Here is a 19,082-nt window from a genome sequence, read left to right on the forward strand (position 1 = left end):
CACTGGTGTCCCTCACATCCGGAAGACGCCGAAGCCGCCGCGTGCGCCCTCGTAGGGCGCGGTGTGGATCGCGGACAGGCACAGTCCCAGTACCGTCCGGGTGTCGCGGGGGTCGATGACGCCGTCGTCGTAGAGCCGCCCGGACAGGAACATGGGCAGCGACTCGGACTCGATCTGCTGCTCCACCATGGCCCGCAGGGCGGCGTCGCCCTCCTCGTCGTACGGCATCCCCTTCGCGGCGGCCGACTGGCGGGCGACGATGGAGAGCACGCCGGCGAGCTGCTGGGGGCCCATGACGGCCGACTTGGCGCTGGGCCAGGCGAAGAGGAAGCGGGGGTCGTAGGCGCGTCCGCACATGCCGTAGTGGCCCGCCCCGTACGAGGCGCCCATCAGCACGGAGAGGTGCGGGACCTTGGAGTTGCTGACCGCGTTGATCATCATCGCGCCGTGCTTGATGATGCCGCCCTGCTCGTACTCCCTGCCGACCATGTAGCCGGTGGTGTTGTGCAGGAAGAGCAGCGGGATGTCGCGTTGGTTGGCCAGCTGGATGAACTGGGCCGCCTTCTGGGACTCCTCGGAGAACAGGACCCCCTGGGCGTTCGCCAGCACCCCGACCGGATGTCCGTGGAGCGCCGCCCACCCCGTGACCAGGCTGGTCCCGTACAGGGGCTTGAACTCGTCGAAGTCGGAGGCGTCGACGATCCGGGCGATGACCTCGCGCGGGTCGAAGGGTGTGCGGAGATCGCCGGGGACGATACCGAGGAGTTCGTCCTGGTCGTACTTGGGGGGCTCGGCGGGGCCCGGATCGCCGTACGCCTTACGGTGGTTGAGGCGGGCGACGACGCGCCGGGCCTGCCGGAGCGCGTCCCGCTCGTCCACGGCGAAGTAGTCCGCGAGGCCCGACACGCGCGCGTGCATCTCGGCACCGCCGAGGGACTCGTCGTCGCTCTCCTCGCCGGTGGCCATCTTGACGAGGGGCGGCCCGCCGAGAAACACCTTGGCGCGCTCCTTGACCATGATCACGTGGTCGGACATGCCGGGGACGTAGGCGCCGCCCGCGGTGGAGTTGCCGAAGACGACGGCGACGGTCGGGATGCCGGCCGCCGACAGCCGGGTCAGGTCGCGGAAGATGGCCCCGCCGGGGATGAAGATCTCCTTCTGGGACGGCAGGTCGGCCCCTCCCGACTCCACCAGGCTGATGCAGGGCAGCCGGTTGGCGAGGGCGATGTCGTTGGCCCGCAGGGCCTTCTTCAGCGACCACGGGTTGCTCGCGCCGCCGCGCACGGTCGGGTCGTTGGCGGTGATCAGGCACTCCACGCCTTCCACCACCCCGATCCCGGTGACGAGGGAGGCGCCGACCGTGTAGTCGCTGCCCCAGGCGGCCAGCGGGGACAGTTCCAAGAAGGGCGTGTCGGGGTCGAGGAGCAGCTCGATGCGCTCCCGGGCGAGCAACTTGCCGCGCTTGCGGTGCCGTTGGACGTACTTCTCGCCTCCACCCGCGAGCGCCTTGGCGTGTTCGGCGGTCAGCTGGTCCAGTTTCGCGAGCATGGCCTCGCGGTTGGCCCGGTACTCGGTGTTCTTCGAGTCCAGGGCGGTCGCCAGAACGGTCACAACAGGGCCTCCGGGATCTCCAGGTGGCGGGAGCGCAGCCATTCGCCGAGGGCCTTCGCCTGCGGGTCGAAACGGTGCTGGGCGGCGACGCCCTCGCCGAGGATTCCCTCCACGACGAAGTTCAGGGCGCGCAGGTGCGGGAGAGTGTGCCGGGTGACGTCCAAGTCGGCTGTCTCCGGAAGGAGTTCGCGCAGTCGGTCCACGGTCATTGTGTGCGCGAGCCACCGCCAGCTCTCGTCGGTCCGTGCCCACACCCCCACGTTGGCGTTCCCGCCCTTGTCCCCGCTGCGGGCCCCGGCGACGAGCCCGAGGGGGGCCCGCCGGGCCGGACCGGGCGGCAGCGGCTCGGGCAGGGGTGGTTCCGGTGGCTTCTCGAGTACGGCGGTCTCCTGGGCCGGTGCCACGGGGATGCGTCGACCGTCGTGGAGGACGGCCATATGGTCCACGGCCCCATGAGGGACGTACACATCCTCGAAGACCCCATAAGGCGAGCCCTTCCCCGGTGGCGCCAGCACATGGAACCCGGGGTAGCTCGCAAGGGCCAGCTCCACGGCGGCTCCGCTGAGCGCCCGTCCGACGACCTCCTGGTCCGCGTCCCGGACGACGAGTCTCAGCAGGGCGCTGGCGGTCTCCTCCGTGTCGGCGTCCGGGCGGTCGGTGCGGACCAGGTCCCAGCGCACGTCGGTGACCTTGGCCAGGTGTGTCTCCAGCTGCTCCCGCACGAGCGTGGCCTTGGCCTCGATGTCCAGGCCGGTCAGGACGAAGGTGACCTCGTTGCGGAAGCCGCCGAGGCGGTTGAGGCCGACCTTGAGGGTGGGCGGCGGAGCCTCACCGCGCACGCCGGAGATCCGGACGCGGTCGGGTCCGTCCTGGGTGAGCCGGACCGAGTCGAGGCGGGCGGTGACGTCGGGGCCGGCGTACCGGGCGCCCTGGGTCTCGTACAGCAGCTGGGCCGTCACCGTGCCGACGTCCACGAAGCCGCCGGTGCCGGGGTGCTTGGTGATGACGGCGGTGCCGTCCTCGTGGAGTTCGGCGAGGGGGAAGCCGGGCCGTCTCAGATCCCGCTCACCTTCAGCGAAGAACGCGTAGTTGCCGCCGGTCGCCTGTGTCCCGCACTCCAGGACGTGCCCGGCGACGACGGCCCCCGCGAGGCGGTCGTAGTCCGTCGGCGACCAGCCGAAGTGGGCGGCGGCGGGCCCGGTGACCAGGGCCGCGTCCGTCACCCGGCCGGTCACCACCACGTCCGCGCCCGCCCTGAGACAGGCGGCGATACCGAAGCCGCCGAGGTAGGCGTGGGCGGCCAGGGCACCGGGGTGCTCGGCGGTGAGATCGTCACCCTCGACATGGGCGACCCGGACCGGCAGGCCGAGCCGGTCCGCCAACTCCCGTATACGGGAGGCCAGTCCGGCGGGATGGAGACCACCGGCATTGGCCACGATCCGGACGCGCCGCTCGTGCGCGAGGGCGAGGGATTCCTCGAGTTGGCGCAGGAAGGTGCGGGCGTATCCGGCCCCGGGGTCCTTCAGCCGGTCCCGGCCCAGGATGAGCATGGTCAGCTCGGCGAGGTAGTCACCGGTGAGGACGTCGAGTTCGCCACCGGTGAGCATCTCGCGCAGGGCGTCGAAGCGGTCGCCGTAGAAGCCGGAGGCGTTCCCGATGCGCAGGGTCATCCGGCCGTCCCCCTCACCGGGCGGCCGGTGCCGGGCGGGCCCGCCAACACCCGCGGCGCTGAAGCGACGCCGAGCCACCAACCGGCCCCCGAACCCTCCGCACGCAGGGCGTCGAAACGGTCGCCGTCAAAGCCGCAGGCGTTCCCGATACGGAGAGTCATCCGCCCGCCCCTCTCGCCGGGCGGCCGACACCAGGCAGGCCCGCGAACACCCGCGGCGCTGAAGCGACGCGGAGCCACCCACCGGCCCCCGTACCCTCCGCACACAGGGCATCGAAGCGGTCGCCGTCAAAGCCGCAGGCGTTCCCTATACGGAGAGTCATCTGGCCATCCCCTTCGCCGGGCGCCCGACACCAGGCAGGCCCGCGAACACCCGCGGCGCTGAAGCGACGCCGAGCCACCCACCGGCCCCCATGCCCTCCGCACACAGGGCGTCGAAACGGTCGCCGTCAAAGCCGCAGGCGTTCCCTATACGGAGAGTCATCCGCCCGCCCCCTTCGCCGGGCGGCCGGTGCCGGGCGGGCCCGCGAAGGCCTGGGCGATGTCGAGCCATCGGTCGGCGTCCTCCCCCGCGGCGGTCAGGGCGAGGTCGGCGCGGTGTGCCCGCTGGGTGACCAGGAGGCAGAAGTCGAGGGCGCGGCCGGTGACGCGGTCGGTGGCGTCCTCGGGGCCGTAGGACCACAACTCGCCGGAGGGTGCGGTGAGTTCGACGCGGAACTGCTCGAAAGGCGGGGTCAGGCCGTGCACCCCGAAGGCGAAGTCGCGGGTGCGGATGCCGAGGCGGACGATGTGCTGGATCCGGTCGGTCGCCGCACGGGCCACCCCCAGCGCGTCCGCCACGTCCAGGCCGTGGGCCCAGGTCTCCATGAGACGTGCGGTGGCCATGGAGGCGGTGGACATGGGCGGCCCGTACCAGGGGAAGCGGGCCCCCTCGGGTGCCGCACGCAGGGCCTCCGCCAGGTCCTCGCGGCCCGCCCGCCAGTAGGCGAGCAGTCGCGCCGGAGGCTTGCGGGCACCCTCCTCCGCGCCGTCGTCCACGAAGTCCCCGGGCGCGGCCAGCGCCTTCTCGACCTCGCGGGAGAAGGCCTCCTGGTCGGTGACGGCGAGCAGGGAGGAGTGGTCGGTCCAGGCGAGGTGGGCGATCTGGTGGGCGACGGTCCAGCCGGGGGCGGGGGTCGGCAACGACCACTGCTCCTGGCTCAACTCGGCTACCAGCAGGTCGAGTTCCTCGCTCTCCGCACACAGGTCGTCGATGACGGGCGTCGGGTCTGCCATGGGGCGAGGATGTCAGCGACCCCGAAAACAAGCAAGCGTGCTTGCATTAATTCAGGGCGCCGATATTCGAAGGCGCCCGCCCCCTCCCCCGCAGTACGGTCCCCCGGTGATCGATGACGACGGATACTTCGGAGAGTCCGTCGCGGCGACGTACGACGAGTCGTCGGCGGCGATGTTCGCACCCGAGGCGGTCGAGCCGGCCGTGGACGTGCTGGCAGAGCTGGCCGGAGAGGGACGGGCCCTGGAGCTGGGCGTCGGCACCGGGCGGATCGCGTTGCCGCTGGCCGGGCGGGGCATCGAGGTGCACGGGATCGAGCTGTCCCGGGCGATGGCGGACCGGCTGCGGGCCAAGCCTGGCGGTGAGGCGGTCGGGGTGACGATCGGGGACTTCGCGACGGCCCGCGCGCCCGGCACGTTCTCGGTCGGCTACCTGCTCTTCAACACGATCATGAACCTGACGACCCAGGATGCCCAGGTGGACTGTTTCCGCAATGTCGCCGGCCATCTGGAGCCGGGTGGGACCTTCGTCGTCGAGGTCATGGTCCCCCAGCTGCGGAAACTCCCGCCCGGGCAGAACGCCGTCCCCTTCCACGTCGGCGAGAGGCGCCTGGGCTTCGACACGTACGACGTGGCCACCCAGGCGATGGCCTCCCACCACGTCAACGTCACGGAGGACGGACAGGGCTCGTTCCGGTCCATCCCCTTCCGCTACGTCTGGCCCGCCGAACTCGACCTGATGGCCCGGCTGGCCGGGATGCGGCTGCGGGACCGGTGGGAGGACTGGGAACGGCAGCCCTTCACCGGCGACAGCGAGCAGCATGTCTCCGTGTGGGAGAAGCCCATGCCCTGAAGCCCCGGAACGACGTCTGCCTGGCGCCCGCGACTACGCCTCCGAGCCCCACGGGCCCGCCGGGCCACGACGGCGCCGGAAGCCTCACTCCAGTTCCGCCGCACCAGAACCCCTGGCTCGAACCCGGACACCCGCGCTCCGGCGCGGCACGTACGGCCCGGTGCGCGGACTCGAGCGGCAGGCCTTAGGGCGACAGCGAGCAGCAGGTCTTCGTGGGAAATGCGCCGGGCTCACGCCTCCGAGTCCCACGGGGCCCCGCCGGGCAACGACGGCGACGGCGACGGCGGGAGTAGCCTCGACCGGTTCCGCCGCAGCACCCCTCGCGCGAGCCCGAACACGCGCCCCGGTACGGCACGTACCGCCTGGGCGGACTCGGACGGCGGGCCTGGCGGGCGACAGCCAGCAGCATGTCCCCGGGCGGGAGGAGCCGGCGGGCTCACGCCTCCGGGGCCGGCGGACGGCTCTGTCAGCGATCACGGGGAGGGACCGTTCGATTCCTGACCGTGAGCCGGGGTACCGGCTGGACACGCTCCGCTGGAGCTCGGGCGGCACCGAGGGAGCCGTCACCGCAGCAAAAAGATCATTGCTCGCGTGACCCGCCGCTCTGGCTCCTGCGCCATGGCGGTTGAGCATTGTCACCGGAGGTTGGTCACCAGTAGGTTCGAGCCGCCGATGTTCGAGCGGACGGGGAATACGGGGCTTGGGGTGGCACTGCTGGACACACTGGTGACAACGGCCGCCGGGGCGCTGTCCGCCACGATCGGGGTCCTGGTCGGGGGCATCGTCACGCACCGGGCCCAGGACCGTCAGTGGCTGCGGGACAAGCAGCTGGTCGCCTACCAGGAACTGATCAGCCACTACGCCAAATTCACCATGATCATCAGCCGCGCCCACGCCGGCCGACAAGGCTGGGACTACGACTGGAGCGAGTGGAGCGCGACCCTGACCCGTGCCAGCCTGGTCGCCCCCGCGCCCGTCGCGGTGGAGATCGACAACTTCGGCAAGGCCATCAACGAGTTCCTCAACCAGGTGGCACGTGACCCGGCACGCGACCCGGCACGCGATCCGTTGAGCCAGGAGGAGTTCGCGCAGGCCAACAGGGCGCCCGCTCGAGCGCAGGTGCAGTTGGTCAACGCCATACGTCGCTCACTGAGCAAAGATCAAAAGGCACTGTCCTTCTGGATAGGCGGATCTCTCGCGGACAGTCCCGACGAGACCTGATGGACGAGGCACTGCCGAAAAGCTCATCCATGGGCCACGATCGCACGGCGCATCCCGGCGCTTCACTGACAGTGACAGCTCCCGTGATCGCTGCCAGAGTCCGGCGGACCACGCCCGAGCCAAGGCGCGGAGGGCCAGGAGCCCCGCACCGGTTTCACTCACGGAGTGCCGGCCCTGCCCCGTCCCACCTGGGTCCGTACCGCCCCCATGCTCGCCGCGATCACGAAGGCGACCGCGAGCGCCTGGAGCGGGGACAGTGACTGGTCCAGGATCAGGAAGCCCGCGAGGGCGGCCATGGCCGGCTCCAGGCTCATGAGGATCGCGAAGGTGGAGGCGGGGAGGTTGCGCAGGGCGAGGAGTTCGAGGGTGTAGGGCAGGACGGAGGACATGACGGCCACCGCCGCGCCCAGGCCCACGGTCACCGGGTCGAGCAGCTTGGTGCCGGACTCCGCGATGCCGAGCGGCAGGAACGCCAGCGCGCCGATCGCCATCGCCAGGGCGAGGCCGTCGGCCTGCGGGAAGCGGCGGCCGGTGCGGGCGCTGAAGACGATGTACGACGCCCACATGGCGCCCGCGCCCAGCGCGAAGGCCACGCCCACCGGGTCCAGGTCGCCGAAGTCGCCGCCGCCGAGGAGGAAGACGCCGGCGAGCGCGAGCGCGGCCCAGACGGTGTTGACCGCGCGGCGGGAGGCGAGCACCGAGAGGGCGAGAGGGCCGAGGAACTCGAGGGTCACGGCGGCGCCGAGCGAGATGCGGTCGACGGCCTGGTAGAAGAGGCCGTTCATCGCGGCGAGGGTGAGGCCGAAGGCGACGACCGTGCCCCAGTCGGTACGGGAGTGCCCGCGCAGCCGGGGGCGGCAGACGACGAGGAGGACGAGCGCGGCCACCAGCAGTCGCAGGGTCACGACTCCCAGGGCGCCCGCCCTCGGCATCAGGGTCACGGCGAGCGCCGCGCCGAACTGCACGGAGACTCCTCCGGCAAGCACCAGACCGACAGGGCCGAGGGAGCCGAAGCGGCGGGGCCCGGGGGTGGGCGTGGCGGCCACCGGGGCCGTGCTCTGCGACGACGTCGGGGCGCTGCTGGAGGTGGTCACGGGGCTTCCAGGGGTTGACTTGGAGTTCGTCCATCGTGCTGCACTATTCAGTTCACAGTAGTGGACTGAGTCATGTGCGTAAACCCGATATGCGACTGTCCCATGGGGCTGCCGGCGGGTGCCGATCATCGACCGTTCGGCGGGAACGTCTGCCCCGGCGTCGGCATGTCGGGCTCCGACATACGCTCTCGCTTGAAAGTATGATTACCCGCTCGACACTGCGTGCCCTTCAACGGGCCGGAGATCAGGTGCCGTTGGGGGAGAACCTTGTCTGACGAAGAACGGCTGATCGCCGGCCGGTACCGCATCCTCGACCGCATCGGCCGAGGCGGTATGGGCACCGTCTGGCGCGCCCACGACACCGTCCTCGGCCGCCATGTCGCCGTCAAGAGGCTCCACCCCCAGCCCCACCTCTCCGAGGGCGATCTCGCCACCCTCTTCGAGCGGACCCGCCGAGAGGCCCGCAGCGCCGCCCGGATCAGCCATCCCAATGTCGTCGTCGTCCACGACGTGGTGGACGACGAGGGCCTGCCCACCATCGTCATGGAGTACGTCCCCTCCACCACCCTCGCCGACGTGATCCGAGAGCACGGCCCGGTCCCGCCCGAAGAGGCCGCCAGGATCGGCCTCGGCGTGCTCGCCGCACTGCGGGCCGCCCACCGGGCCGGAGTCCTGCACCGGGACGTGAAGCCCGCCAACGTGCTGCTCACCGAGGACGACCGGGTCGTCCTGACCGACTTCGGTATCGCCCAGGCGTCCGACACCTCGACCCTCACCGTGACCGGCCAGCTCGTGGGATCGGTCGACTTCATCGCCCCCGAGCGCCTCGCCGGCGAAAGACCGGGCCCGGAGGCCGACTTATGGGCGCTGGGCGCGACCCTCTTCCAGGCGGTCGACGGCCACTCACCGTTCCTGCGGGAGTCGGTGACGGAGACCATGTACGCCATCGCCCTGGGCCCGGTGCCCGAGGTCAGACAGGCCGGACCGCTCACCCCGCTGATCAACGGTCTGATCGCCACCAAGCCCGGCGCGCGGCTGTCCGCCGAGGAGGCCGAGCGTCTCCTGCGGACGGTTGCCACCGCCCCGACAGGGGCCACCGAAGGACACGCCTCCCCCGCCGGGCGCGCCCCGGGCGCCGGGCCCGGCAATCTCCCGGAGCGGGCGCCGAAGCCAAAGCCCGCTCCCGAACCCGTACCCACTCCCGAACCCGAGACGAAGCCGTATCACGGCAAGCGCGTGGCATTCGCTGCCGGAGCCGCCCCGGACGGCCCGCCGCCGCGCTCGCCGCGCTCGCGACGGTGGAGGAAACCGGTCGTGCTCGGCACGGCCGTCACCGCGGCGGTACTGATCGCCATCTCGCTGCTGGTGACACAGACGGTGGAGAAGGGCGGCACCAGCGCCCCGGCATCGGACAGAACGACCGCGGCGGGCGATCAGACCGCGCCGCGCACTCCGGCCACGTCCCCGTCCCCGTCCTCGCCCGCGTCCGTGACGCCCTCCCCGTCCGGCTCCCCGAGTACCGGCGCCACGTCGCCGCCGACCGGGGCCCCCTCGGCGTCGCGGTCGGCGACCGACGCCGCAGGGGTCGGCACCGGGGCGGATCCCGGAACCGGCGACACGTCCACGAAGAGCGGCTCCGGCTCCACGGCCGCTCCGACCGGCCATGCCCTGGTGGTCGCCGCCTCGGGGAAGTGCCTGAGCCGCGGCAACGGGGCCGAGGGGACACAGTTGTTCCAGGCCACGTGCGACGGCTCGGCCCAGCAGCGCTGGCGGATCGGTTCCGGGATCATCCGGTCGGCCGGGAAGTGCATGACCGTGGCCGGCGGGGCGACCGACGACCGCACCGCGATCCAGCTGGCCGGATGCGACGGGAGCGGCAGTCAGCGGTTCCGCCTCGACGGCACGGAGTTGCTGGCCGCGCAGTCGCAGAAGTGCGTGGACATTTTCGGTGGTGCGTCCGGAACGGTGGCGGTCCTCTGGGAATGCAACGGACGGGACAACCAGACCTGGACCCTCGGCTGACTGCTCCTCGGGGCCGGGTTGCTCAGACCGTGCGCGGCTTCCGCACCATGAAGACGTCCACCGGATCCTCGCTCTCCACGGTGAACCCGTGCCGCTCGTACAGCCGTCGGGCCGCGCTGCCCTGGAGGACGTTCAGGCGGACGGGTTCGCCCTCCGCGTCGGTCCGGGCGAGGAGGGTGCGCAGGACGGCCGAGCCGAGTCCGCGGCCCTGGAGTTCCGGGTCGAGGAAGAAATGCTCCAGCCAGTGCGCGTCCTCGGCGGGGCGCAGCGCGACACAGCCCGCGAACCGGTCCTCCGTCACGATGACCGACATGTGCCGTGCGACGAACGCGTCCCGGAACCGCTGCCGCACCCGGTGCTCGTCGAACCGACCCAGCCGCTCCAGGTCCGGACGCATCACCACGGCCCGCAGCTCGGCTATCGGCTCGACGTCGTCCGGCTCTGCGAGACGCAGGGTCCACGTGCTGGTATCCATGGCCGGAGTCTCTCAAGCCATGGGCTCCCTGCCGTCACGTGGCCCGAACACCTCCAGTGCCTCCCGGTCCGTCACCCGCGCGTTGAGGTAGAGGTCCGCCCACTCGGCGATCCCCGGCCAGTCGCACTCGGCGACGAGCCGTCCGACGGCCGCCGGGATGTCGTACGGCGTCACCCGCAGGTCGGTACCCGGGCCGAGCAGACACCAGTGGGCGCCGGGGCGGCCGTACGGCATGCCGACGCTCCCCGGGTTGACGACCAGCCGGCCGTGGGCGAGCCGGACATAGGGCATGTGGGTGTGGCCGCAGACGATCGTGCGCACGCTCTCCGGAACGTCCTCGAAGACCTCCGCCCAGCGGTCGGGACGGCTGTCGACCAGGACGACCTCCTCGTCGTCACGGGGGGTGGCGTGGCAGAAGAGGACCTGGCCGAGGCCGCGGACGGTGAGGGTGCGGGTGGTGGGGAGCGCGGCAAGGAACTCCACGTCCTCGTCGGTGAGTTGGGTGGCGGCGTAGGCGCCGATCGGGTCGGTGATCTCCGGCCGTTCTCCCCTGCGGTACTCGACGAGTTCCCGGTCCGCGTTGCCCGAGAGCCACAGCACGCGCTCGCCCTGTGCCCTCAACAGGGAGAGGACTTCGGTCGGTTGGGGTCCCGCGGTGATGTCCCCGGTCAGTACGACACGGTCCGCGGCGGCCACCTCCGGCTCGGCCAGGACCGCCTCCAGCGCGGGCAGCACGCCGTGGATGTCGGAGAGTACGGCGACGCGGTGCAGGGAGGAGTCGGTCATGGCCCCACCCTGCCCGCCTCCAGGCGCGCCCACCCCTGCCCGCCTCCAGGTGCGCCCACCCCTGCCCGCCGGGGCGCGCACTCACGGCCTCCGGTCGAGCGCCTCCGCCAGCACCTCCGCCAGGTGCCGTCCCCGCACCCCGGCCAGCTGTTCCAGTTGCGTGCGGCAGGAGAACCCGTCGGCCAGTACCGCCGCGTCCTCGGGTGCCTGGCGTACCGACGGGAGCAGTTGTTCCTCCGCGCAGGCCCGCGACACCTCGAAGTGTCCTTTCTCGAAGCCGAAGTTGCCCGCCAGGCCGCAGCAGCCGCCGGTCAACTCGCCGGTCAGGCCCGCCGCTTCACGCAGTCGGCGGTCGGCCGTGTCGCCCAGGACCGCGTGCTGGTGGCAGTGGGTCTGGCCGGTGACCGGGCGGTTCAGGGCCGGTGGCCGCCAGTCGGGGGCGAGTCGCTCCAGCGCCTCCGCGAAGGTCAGGACCCGGGAGGCGAGAAGGGCGGCCCGCGGATCGTCGTGCAGCAGTTCCGGCAGGTCGGCGCGGAGGGCTGCCGCGCAGCTCGGTTCCAGGACGACGACCGGGGCCCGGGTCTCCAGCACCGGGGCCATCAGGTCGAGGGTGCGGCGCAACACCGTACGGGCGCGGTCGAGTTGGCCCGTCGACACGTACGTCAGACCGCAGCAGACCCGTCCCCGGCCGCGCAGCAGGGACACGGGGTCGAGGGCGACCGTCCTGCCGTCGCCCACCGGCGGCTTCTCCAGGTGCACGGTGGGCGGCAGCGCCACCCGCAGCCCCGCCGCCTCCAGCACCCGTACGGCCGCCTGCCCCACGGAGGGCGAGAGGTGCTCGGTGAAGGTGTCCGGCCACAGGATGACCGTTCTCCCGCCGGTGCCACGGGCCGCCCGCCTGCTCCACCACCGGCTGAACGTCTCCGTCGCCACCTTCGGGATCCGCCGCTCGGGCGCGATCCCCCCGAGCCGTTTGGCGACGGCGGCCAACGGACGTACGGCGGCAAGGGCGTTGACCACCGCGGCCGCCCGCATACGGTCCACGCCTCGCAGCCACACCGGCAGCCGGCCCATGCTGTGGTGGGACGCCGGGCGCCGCCGGCCCGCGTAGTGGTGGTGCAGGAACTCCGCCTTGTACGTGGCCATGTCGACCCCGACCGGGCAGTCGGACCGGCAGCCCTTGCAGGACAGGCACAGGTCCAGCGCGTCACGGACCTCCGTAGAGCGCCAGCCGTCGGTGACCAGCTCACCGGCCAGCATCTCGTGCAGCAGCCGGGCACGCCCGCGCGTGGAGTGCGCCTCCTCGCCGGTGGCCCGGAAGGACGGGCACATGACGGCAGGCCCGGACGCCGAGGTCGTACGGCATTTCGCGACCCCGACGCAGCGTCGTACGGCGGCGGAGAAGTCACCCCCGTCGGCCGGGTACCCGAACGCGACGTCGACGGGTTCGCGGGGCAGGACGGAGAAGCGGAGGTGGGAATCCAAGGGCGCCGGGCGGACCAGCATCCCCGGGTTGAGCAGGTCGTCCGGGTCCCACACCGCCTTCGCCCGCTCGAACAGCCCGACCATCTCGTCGCCGTACATCCTCGGCAGCAGCTCGGCCCGCGCCTGGCCGTCCCCGTGCTCCCCGGACAGCGATCCGCCGTGCGCCACGACCAGGTCGGCGAGCTCCTCCGAGAAGTGGCGGAACCTCCCGACTCCCGCCTCCGTCAGCAGGTCGAAGTCGATGCGGACATGGATGCAGCCGTCGCCGAAGTGACCGTACGGGGTCCCCCGGAACCCGTGCGCGACCATCAGCGCCCTGAAGTCCCGCAGGTACGCGCCCAGCCGCTGCGGCGGCACCGCGCAGTCCTCCCAGCCGGGCCACGCCTCGGTACCGTCCGGCATCCGGGTCGCCGTGCCGCTGGCGTCCTCGCGGATGCGCCACAGGGCCCGCTGCCCGGCCGGGTCGGTCACCACGAGGGCGTCGAGGACGTCGGCCGCGCGCACGATCTCCGCCGCACGCGCGCGTGCCTCGGCCTCGGAGGAGCCGCCGGTCTCCACGAACAGCCAGGCGCCGCCCCGCGGCAGCGCGGCCGCCGAGGGCACCAGGTCGGCCGCCATGCCCTCCACCGTCAGGGGGCGGTGCACCAGCAGTCCGGCGGCGGCCTCGGCGGCCGCGCCTTCGTCCGCGTACCCGAGGACGGCGAGCGCACGCGCGCGGGGCGCCTCCACCAGCCGGACCACGGCCTCGGTGAGCACGCCGAGGGTGCCCTCGCTGCCGCAGAAGGACCGGGCGACGTCGGCCCGGTGTTCCGGCAGCAGGGCGTCCAGGGCGTAGCCGGAGATCCGGCGGGGCAACTCGGGGAAGCCGGTCCGCAGGCGCGCGAGCTCGCCGTCGACCAGGTCCCGCAGTCCCGCGGGCGCCCCGGCCCACTCCTGTCCGAGCCGCAGCCGCTGCCCGCGCGCGGTGACGACGTCCAGCTCCGCCACGCTGTCCGCGGTCGTGCCCCACGCCACCGAGTGCGCGCCGCAGGAGTTGTTGCCGATCATCCCGCCGAGCGTGCACCGGCTGTGGGTGGAGGGGTCGGGCCCGAACCGCAGTCCGTGCGGGGCGGCGGCGTCCTGGAGCCGGTCGAGCACGAGCCCGGGCTGGACCACGGCGGTACGCGCCCCGGGGTCGATCGCCAGAAGCCGGTTCATGTACCGGGTGAAGTCCAGCACGACTCCGGTACCGGTGGCCTGCCCGGCGATGGAGGTACCGCCGCCGCGGGGGACGACGGGGACGCCGTGGGTGCGGCAGACCTCCAGTACGGCGGCGACGTCGTCGGCGTCCCGCGGGGCGACGACCCCGAGGGGGACGCGCCGGTAGTTGGACGCGTCCATGGTGGTCAGGGCCCGGGAGGTGACGTCGAAACCGACCTCGCCCCGGACGGCCTTGCGCAGCTCGGCCTCAAGATCCGTCATGACTCCAGCAAACCAGCCGGGTCAACACCGCCGTCTCACCCGACGGACTACGTTTCGACCAGGTTTCCCCCAACGGCTACGCTCCCCTCGTGGCTGAGATCCAGATTCCCGCTGACATCAAGCCCGCCGACGGACGTTTCGGCGCGGGCCCCTCCAAGGTGCGGACGGAAGCGCTGGACGCGCTGGCCGCAACCGGTACCTCCCTCCTCGGCACCTCCCACCGCCAGGCCCCGGTGAAGAACCTGGTCGGCAGGGTGCGCGAGGGCATCAGTGAGCTGTTCTCGCTCCCCGAGGGCTACGAGGTCGTCCTCGGCAACGGCGGCTCCACCGCCTTCTGGGACGTGGCGACGCACGGCCTGATCGAGAACAGGTCGCAGCACCTGACCTTCGGCGAGTTCTCGTCGAAGTTCGCGAAGGCCTCCAAGCTGGCCCCCTGGCTGGGCGAGCCGACCGTGATCTCCTCCGAGCCCGGCACCCACCCGGAGCCGCAGGCCGAGGCGGGCGTGGACGTGTACGCGTTCACGCACAACGAGACGTCGACGGGTGTCGCGGCCCCGATCAAGCGGGTCGCGGGCGCGGACTCCGGGGCGCTGGTCCTGGTCGACGCCACCTCCGGCGCCGGCGGTCTCCCGGTCGACATCGCCGAGACGGACGTCTACTACTTCGCCCCGCAGAAGTCCTTCGCCTCCGACGGCGGCCTGTGGATCGGCGTGTTCTCCCCGGCCGCGATCGAGCGCGCCGAGCGGATCCACGCGTCCGGCCGCCACGTCCCGGAGTTCTTCTCGCTGCCGACGGCGATCGACAACTCCCGCAAGAACCAGACGTACAACACCCCGGCGCTGGCCACCCTGTTCCTCCTCAACGAGCAGCTGGAGTGGATCAACGGCCAGGGCGGTCTCGCCTGGTCCACGGCTCGTACGAAGGACTCCTCGACGCGTCTGTACAGCTGGGCGGAGGAGTCCAAGCACGCGACCCCGTTCGTCACCGACCCGGCCAAGCGCTCCCAGGTCATCGGCACGATCGACTTCTCCGACGAGATCGACGCCGCCGCGATCGCCAAGGTCCTGCGCGCCAACGGCGTCGTCGACACCGAGCCCTACCGCAAGCTCGGCCGCAACCAGCTGCGCGTGGCGATGTTCCCGGCGATCGACCCGGCGGACGTCGAGGCGCTCACCAAGTGCGTCGACTACGTGATCGAGAAGCTGTAGTCGTCTCGGACATACGACGAGGAGGGCGCCCGGCGACATGCCGGGCGCCCTCTCGTTCGTCTGCTCGGGTGGGTGTCAGCCCCGGAAGCCGAGGATCCCGTGCAGGGTGGTGCCGCCGGAGACGGCGGGGGCCGGGGCGGAGGTGCCGCTGAGGGCCGCCTTCGCCGACTGGGGCGCCGACGGCGTCGGGTCGGGCAGCTTCTTGCAAACCGCGTCGGCCGTGCCGTGGCCGCGCGGCACCGTGCCGTCGGTCAGGTACTTCACCAGGTACTTGTCCAGGCAGGCGTTGCCGCTCAGCGAGATGCCGTGGTTGCCGCCGCCCTGCTCGACCACCAGGCTGGAGTGCTTGAGCAGCCGGTGGACGGTGACGCCGCCCTGGTAGGGGGTGGCCGCGTCGTTCGTCGCCTGGAACAGCAGCACGGGCGGGAGCTTGGAGTTGGCGACGCTGACCGGCTTCAGCTGCTTGGTGGGCCAGTACGCGCACGGCGCGTTGTACCAGGCGTTGTTCCAGGCCATGAACGGGGCCTTCTCGTACACGGCCCAGTTGTCCTTGCGCCACTGGTTCCAGTCGCGCGGCCAGGCGGCGTCACGGCACTGCACGGCGGTGTAGACGCTGTAGCCGTTGTCGCCGGAGGCGTCGATGGCCGCCATGCCCTCGTACGCCTTGACGAGCGGGGTGACGTTCTTGTCGTTGACGTAGGCCGCGAACGCCTGGGCGAGGGAGGGCCAGTAGCCGTTGTAGTAGCCGCCGGGGATGAAGGTGTCCTCCAGCTCGGAGGCGCCCACCTTGCCGCCGGCCGGGGTCTTGGCGAGGGCCGCCCGCATGGCGTACCACTTGGCGCCGACCTTGGCCGGGTCGGTGCCGAGCTTGTAGGTGGAGTCGTACTTGGCGATCCACGCCATGAACGCCTTCTGGCGGGCGTCGAAGGCGTAGTCCTGCGAGATGTTGGCGTCGTACCAGACCCCGTCGGGGTCGACGATCGAGTCCAGCACCAGGCGGCGCACGTGGGTCGGGAAGAGCTTGGCGTAGACCTGGCCGAGGTAGGTGCCGTACGAGTAGCCGAAGTAGTTGATCTTCTTGGCGCCGAGGGACTTACGGATCGAGTCCATGTCCTTCACGGCGTTGATCGTGTTGATGTACGGCAGCACGTCCGCGTACTTGCGGCCGCAGGCGGCGGCGAAGGACTTGGCGCGCTCCAGGTTGGCCTTCTCGATGGCGGGCGTGCTCGGCACGGAGTCCGGGCGCACCGGGTTGAAGTAGCCCGGCTTGCAGTCGAGGGCGGGCTTGCTTTCGCCCACGCCGCGCGGGTCGAAGCCGATGACGTCGTACTGGGACGCGACCGCCTTGGGCAGCGCGCCCGCGACGAATTCGGCGAGGCCGAGACCGCTGCCGCCGGGGCCGCCGGGGTTGACCAGCAGCGGGCCCTGGTACTTCTTCGCGGTGTGCGGGACCCGGGACAGGGCCAGGGTTATCTGCCGCCCCTTCGGCTTGGCGTAGTCGAGCGGCACCTTCACCGACCCGCACTGGAGGGTCGGTGAGTCCTCCGTGCCGCACTTCTTCCAGCTGACCTTCGCCACCGCCTGGGTGGTGGCCGTGGTGAGGGAGGGGGTGGCCTCGGCAGGAACGGCCGTGACGGTACCCGCGAGGACGACGGTCGCACCGCACAACACGACTGTGCTTCTTCTCATGAGGCCGCATCCTGTCGAATAAATCTCCGTATGAGAAACCTCTGAGCGAAAGATTTGAAACTCCTTTGATCCGGAGGCACTTGGACCACACCAAGTGCCTCCGTCGCACGACGTGCGGGTTTCACGCAGCCGTGCAGCTCACACTCGGCACACCCCCGCCCCCGGGCGCGCCCCCGAACCCGAGACTCGCCGAACTGCCCACCGCGAGAGCACCGTTGTGGGCGGCGTTGGTCGCGGTCACGGTCGAGCCGGTCTGCGTGTACGACGCGTTCCACATGGAGGTGACCTTCTGCGAGCCCGGCCAGGTCCAGGTCACCGTCCAGGACTTGAGGGCCGTGGTGCCCGAATTGGTCACCTTCACCTCGGCGTTGAAGCCGCTCCCCCAGTCACTGCTGACCGTGTACGTGGCCGTGCAGGCCGCCGTGGAGCCGCCCGGGTCGCCGGGGCCGGGGCCGCCGCCCGAGCCGGGGAATCCCGGCGCCTTGACGCTCGCGAGGTACCCGTCCTTCACCGTGTCAACGGTCTGCCAGTCGTCCTTCAGGATCCCGCCCGTGTCACCGGAGTTGGGGTTCCAGGACCAGAAGGTCCAGTGGAAGGAGTCGGCCCCGTACGTCGAGGTCGGGCGCAGATACGAGACGAGCGCCGCCAGCCACTTCTGGTCCACGGTGGACTGGAGGGTGGTGCCGAACTCGCCCACCCACACCGGGGCGATGTTCTGCTTGAAGATGTAGCCCCAGTACTTGTCCCAGATCCCCGGCATGTTGGCGGGGAACGACGGATCGCTGAACCAGCTCTGCTGGGCCACGCTGGTCGCGTAGTCGTGGGCGGAGTACACGACCCGGTTCGCGACGTTCAGCTGCACCGGGTACTGGGCGACGCCCATCAGGTTGCCGCCCCACCAGCCGGAGACGCCGTTGAAGGTCTGCACGCCCTCGACGAAGATCAGCAGCTCGGGGTTGGCGGACAGCACCGCGTTCCCGGCCCGCTGGGCGGCCAGCCGCCAGTCCGTGGCGGTGTCACCGCAGCCCCAACAGGCGGGATCGTGCGGCTCGTTGTGCAGGTCGATGCCTACGACGGTGTCCTGGCCCTTGTAGCGCGTCGCGAGCGCCTTGAGGTTGGCGATCCACGTCGACTCCGGCACCGCGGCGGTGTACCAGAGCGCCGACTGGCCGCCGGAGTCCGGGCGGTGCCGGTCGAGGATGACCTTGAGACCGTCCTGACCGGCGTACGACACGATCCTGTCCAGGACGCCCAGGGAGCTGAGCCCCTGAAGGTCGGCGTTCTTGCCGCTGGAGAAGTCGATGCTGTTGGGGACCGTGCCCGACTTGAGGATGTCGTCGCTGTACGGGATGCGGATCGTGTTGTAGCCCAGCGACTTCATCTGGTCGATCATGGACTTGTAGTCGCGGGACCAGAGGCCGTGGACGACGTGGTTGTCCGTCTCGAAGCCGAACCAGTTGATGCCGGCGATCCGGACCGGCTGCCCCGACGCGTCCAGGATCTGGCGGCCGCTGGTGTGCCAGTAGCCGGCGCCGGCCGCCTCGGCGGCGTCGGCCGTCTGAAGACCAGCGGCCCCCAGCGGCAACAGGAGAGCCGCCGCCACCGCACACAGCGCTCTTCGCAAGCTGCGGAACATGTTCGCTGCTTCCTCTCAGGAGGCGCGGGCCCGGAACCCGGTGGGAGCGCTCCCACCACCCTGCACCTCCCATGGAAGTCAGCTCACATGAACACGTCAAGACACTGGACGTCGCCTTGTGCACGTGACGTCACGGGCTCAGCTCCCGGAACCTCCGCACCGCTGACGGCAGACCCGGTCTCCTGGGGCAGCGGCTGAGCTTCTCGAAACGACGCACGGCCGACGGCAGGAACGTCGCCGCGGACGCACGGGCCGCGCCCCGGCCCTCAGCAGCGCCTGCTGCTCGACCCAGCGGTCCCCTCGCGGGTGGCCCCGGCAGTCGAGGAGATCGAGCTCCAGGGCGTGCCCCGCGCCCAGCCGGTCGGGCTACGGTTCGCGCCGATCCGGGTCGGGGTGCGGCCGGGCGTGCTGGTCCCCGCAGCGGCGGCCCTACGGCGGCGAGGCGCCCGAGCCCGCCGTCGGACCGCCGACGCATGACCACCGCGGGGAGCATCATGATCCCCGACACCGGCAGGGAGGCCCGGACAGCTCACAGGAACCTGAAGAGGACGGACGACGACGGCACCCAAGGCAGGCCCGGTGGCCCCCACCGCGGCAGCC

At 71.5% G+C, this 19,082-nt stretch carries 13 protein-coding genes; 4 read left to right on the forward strand and 9 right to left on the reverse strand.

Annotated features, from left to right (window positions below):
* Nucleotides 1-12 precede the first annotated feature (12 nt).
* From ABZT06_RS23310 to ABZT06_RS23320, 3 genes are all read right to left on the reverse strand, one after another.
* Nucleotides 13-1,611: a carboxyl transferase domain-containing protein gene (locus tag ABZT06_RS23310; protein ID WP_355743971.1), complete on the reverse strand. Its 1,599-nt coding sequence runs from the start codon at nt 1,609-1,611 to the stop codon at nt 13-15.
* On the reverse strand, nt 1,608-3,281 hold the full coding sequence (locus ABZT06_RS23315; protein ID WP_355743974.1) for an acyclic terpene utilization AtuA family protein: 1,674 nt from the start codon (nt 3,279-3,281) through the stop codon (nt 1,608-1,610). Before ABZT06_RS23315 ends, ABZT06_RS23310 begins: the two co-directional genes overlap by 4 nt.
* 479 nt (nt 3,282-3,760) lie before the next feature.
* Nucleotides 3,761-4,555, reverse strand: a complete 795-nt coding sequence (locus ABZT06_RS23320; RefSeq protein WP_355743977.1) for a TIGR03084 family metal-binding protein — start codon at nt 4,553-4,555, stop codon at nt 3,761-3,763.
* 106 nt (nt 4,556-4,661) lie between these two features.
* Between ABZT06_RS23320 and ABZT06_RS23325 the strand changes: the two genes are divergently transcribed.
* Nucleotides 4,662-5,405: a class I SAM-dependent methyltransferase gene (locus tag ABZT06_RS23325; protein ID WP_355743980.1), complete on the forward strand. Its 744-nt coding sequence runs from the start codon at nt 4,662-4,664 to the stop codon at nt 5,403-5,405.
* Between the two features lie 705 nt (nt 5,406-6,110).
* Nucleotides 6,111-6,626, forward strand: coding sequence for a hypothetical protein (locus tag ABZT06_RS23330; protein WP_355743983.1), 516 nt, complete (start codon nt 6,111-6,113; stop codon nt 6,624-6,626).
* Nucleotides 6,627-6,784: 158 nt separating this feature from the next.
* On the opposite strand, the gene ABZT06_RS23335 is transcribed toward ABZT06_RS23330, so the two are convergent.
* Nucleotides 6,785-7,720: an EamA family transporter gene (locus ABZT06_RS23335; protein WP_355743986.1), complete on the reverse strand. Its 936-nt coding sequence runs from the start codon at nt 7,718-7,720 to the stop codon at nt 6,785-6,787.
* A 267-nt stretch (nt 7,721-7,987) separates the two neighbouring features.
* Here ABZT06_RS23335 and ABZT06_RS23340 point away from each other — a divergent pair, with 267 nt between their 5' ends.
* The gene (locus tag ABZT06_RS23340; RefSeq protein ID WP_355743989.1) at nt 7,988-9,742 is read left to right on the forward strand and encodes a protein kinase; all 1,755 of its coding nucleotides are present in this window, start codon (nt 7,988-7,990) and stop codon (nt 9,740-9,742) included.
* Nucleotides 9,743-9,764: 22 nt separating this feature from the next.
* Here ABZT06_RS23340 and ABZT06_RS23345 read toward each other — a convergent pair whose 3' ends face one another.
* The 3 genes from ABZT06_RS23345 to ABZT06_RS23355 all read right to left on the reverse strand — a co-directional run bounded on the left by ABZT06_RS23345 (nt 9,765) and on the right by ABZT06_RS23355 (nt 13,949).
* The gene (locus ABZT06_RS23345; protein WP_355743992.1) at nt 9,765-10,217 is read right to left on the reverse strand and encodes a GNAT family N-acetyltransferase; all 453 of its coding nucleotides are present in this window, start codon (nt 10,215-10,217) and stop codon (nt 9,765-9,767) included.
* Between the two features lie 12 nt (nt 10,218-10,229).
* Nucleotides 10,230-11,003 carry a metallophosphoesterase family protein gene (locus ABZT06_RS23350; RefSeq protein ID WP_355743995.1) on the reverse strand — a complete coding sequence of 258 codons (774 nt, stop codon included), beginning with the start codon at nt 11,001-11,003 and terminating at the stop codon, nt 10,230-10,232.
* An 81-nt stretch (nt 11,004-11,084) separates the two neighbouring features.
* On the reverse strand, nt 11,085-13,949 hold the full coding sequence (locus tag ABZT06_RS23355; RefSeq protein WP_355743998.1) for an FAD-binding and (Fe-S)-binding domain-containing protein: 2,865 nt from the start codon (nt 13,947-13,949) through the stop codon (nt 11,085-11,087).
* 89 nt (nt 13,950-14,038) lie between these two features.
* Here ABZT06_RS23355 and serC point away from each other — a divergent pair, with 89 nt between their 5' ends.
* Nucleotides 14,039-15,157: a phosphoserine transaminase gene (gene serC, locus ABZT06_RS23360; RefSeq protein ID WP_355744001.1), complete on the forward strand. Its 1,119-nt coding sequence runs from the start codon at nt 14,039-14,041 to the stop codon at nt 15,155-15,157.
* Nucleotides 15,158-15,232: 75 nt separating this feature from the next.
* On the opposite strand, the gene ABZT06_RS23365 is transcribed toward serC, so the two are convergent.
* Together ABZT06_RS23365 and ABZT06_RS23370 are read right to left on the reverse strand one after the other, a co-directional pair.
* Entirely contained in the window at nt 15,233-16,846 is a 1,614-nt protein-coding gene (locus tag ABZT06_RS23365; protein ID WP_355744004.1) for an alpha/beta hydrolase, read from the reverse strand.
* A 121-nt stretch (nt 16,847-16,967) separates the two neighbouring features.
* On the reverse strand, nt 16,968-18,482 hold the full coding sequence (locus ABZT06_RS23370) for a cellulase family glycosylhydrolase (protein ID WP_355744007.1): 1,515 nt from the start codon (nt 18,480-18,482) through the stop codon (nt 16,968-16,970).
* Nucleotides 18,483-19,082 lie beyond the last annotated feature (600 nt).

The organism is Streptomyces sp. NPDC005483 (assembly GCF_040606035.1).
In the GTDB taxonomy this organism is placed as follows: Bacteria; Actinomycetota; Actinomycetes; order Streptomycetales; family Streptomycetaceae; genus Streptomyces.

What these genes read in the sequence shown, in the direction of transcription:
- ABZT06_RS23370 (WP_355744007.1), bottom strand. Translation starts at nt 18,482, where the DNA reads ATGTTCCGCAGCTTGCGAAGAGCGCTGTGTGCGGTGGCGGCGGCTCTC.
- ABZT06_RS23355 (WP_355743998.1), bottom strand. Translation starts at nt 13,949, where the DNA reads ATGACGGATCTTGAGGCCGAGCTGCGCAAGGCCGTCCGGGGCGAGGTC.
- ABZT06_RS23315 (WP_355743974.1), bottom strand. Translation starts at nt 3,281, where the DNA reads ATGACCCTGCGCATCGGGAACGCCTCCGGCTTCTACGGCGACCGCTTC.
- ABZT06_RS23350 (WP_355743995.1), bottom strand. Translation starts at nt 11,003, where the DNA reads ATGACCGACTCCTCCCTGCACCGCGTCGCCGTACTCTCCGACATCCAC.
- ABZT06_RS23345 (WP_355743992.1), bottom strand. Translation starts at nt 10,217, where the DNA reads ATGGATACCAGCACGTGGACCCTGCGTCTCGCAGAGCCGGACGACGTC.
- ABZT06_RS23320 (WP_355743977.1), bottom strand. Translation starts at nt 4,555, where the DNA reads ATGGCAGACCCGACGCCCGTCATCGACGACCTGTGTGCGGAGAGCGAG.
- ABZT06_RS23365 (WP_355744004.1), bottom strand. Translation starts at nt 16,846, where the DNA reads ATGAGAAGAAGCACAGTCGTGTTGTGCGGTGCGACCGTCGTCCTCGCG.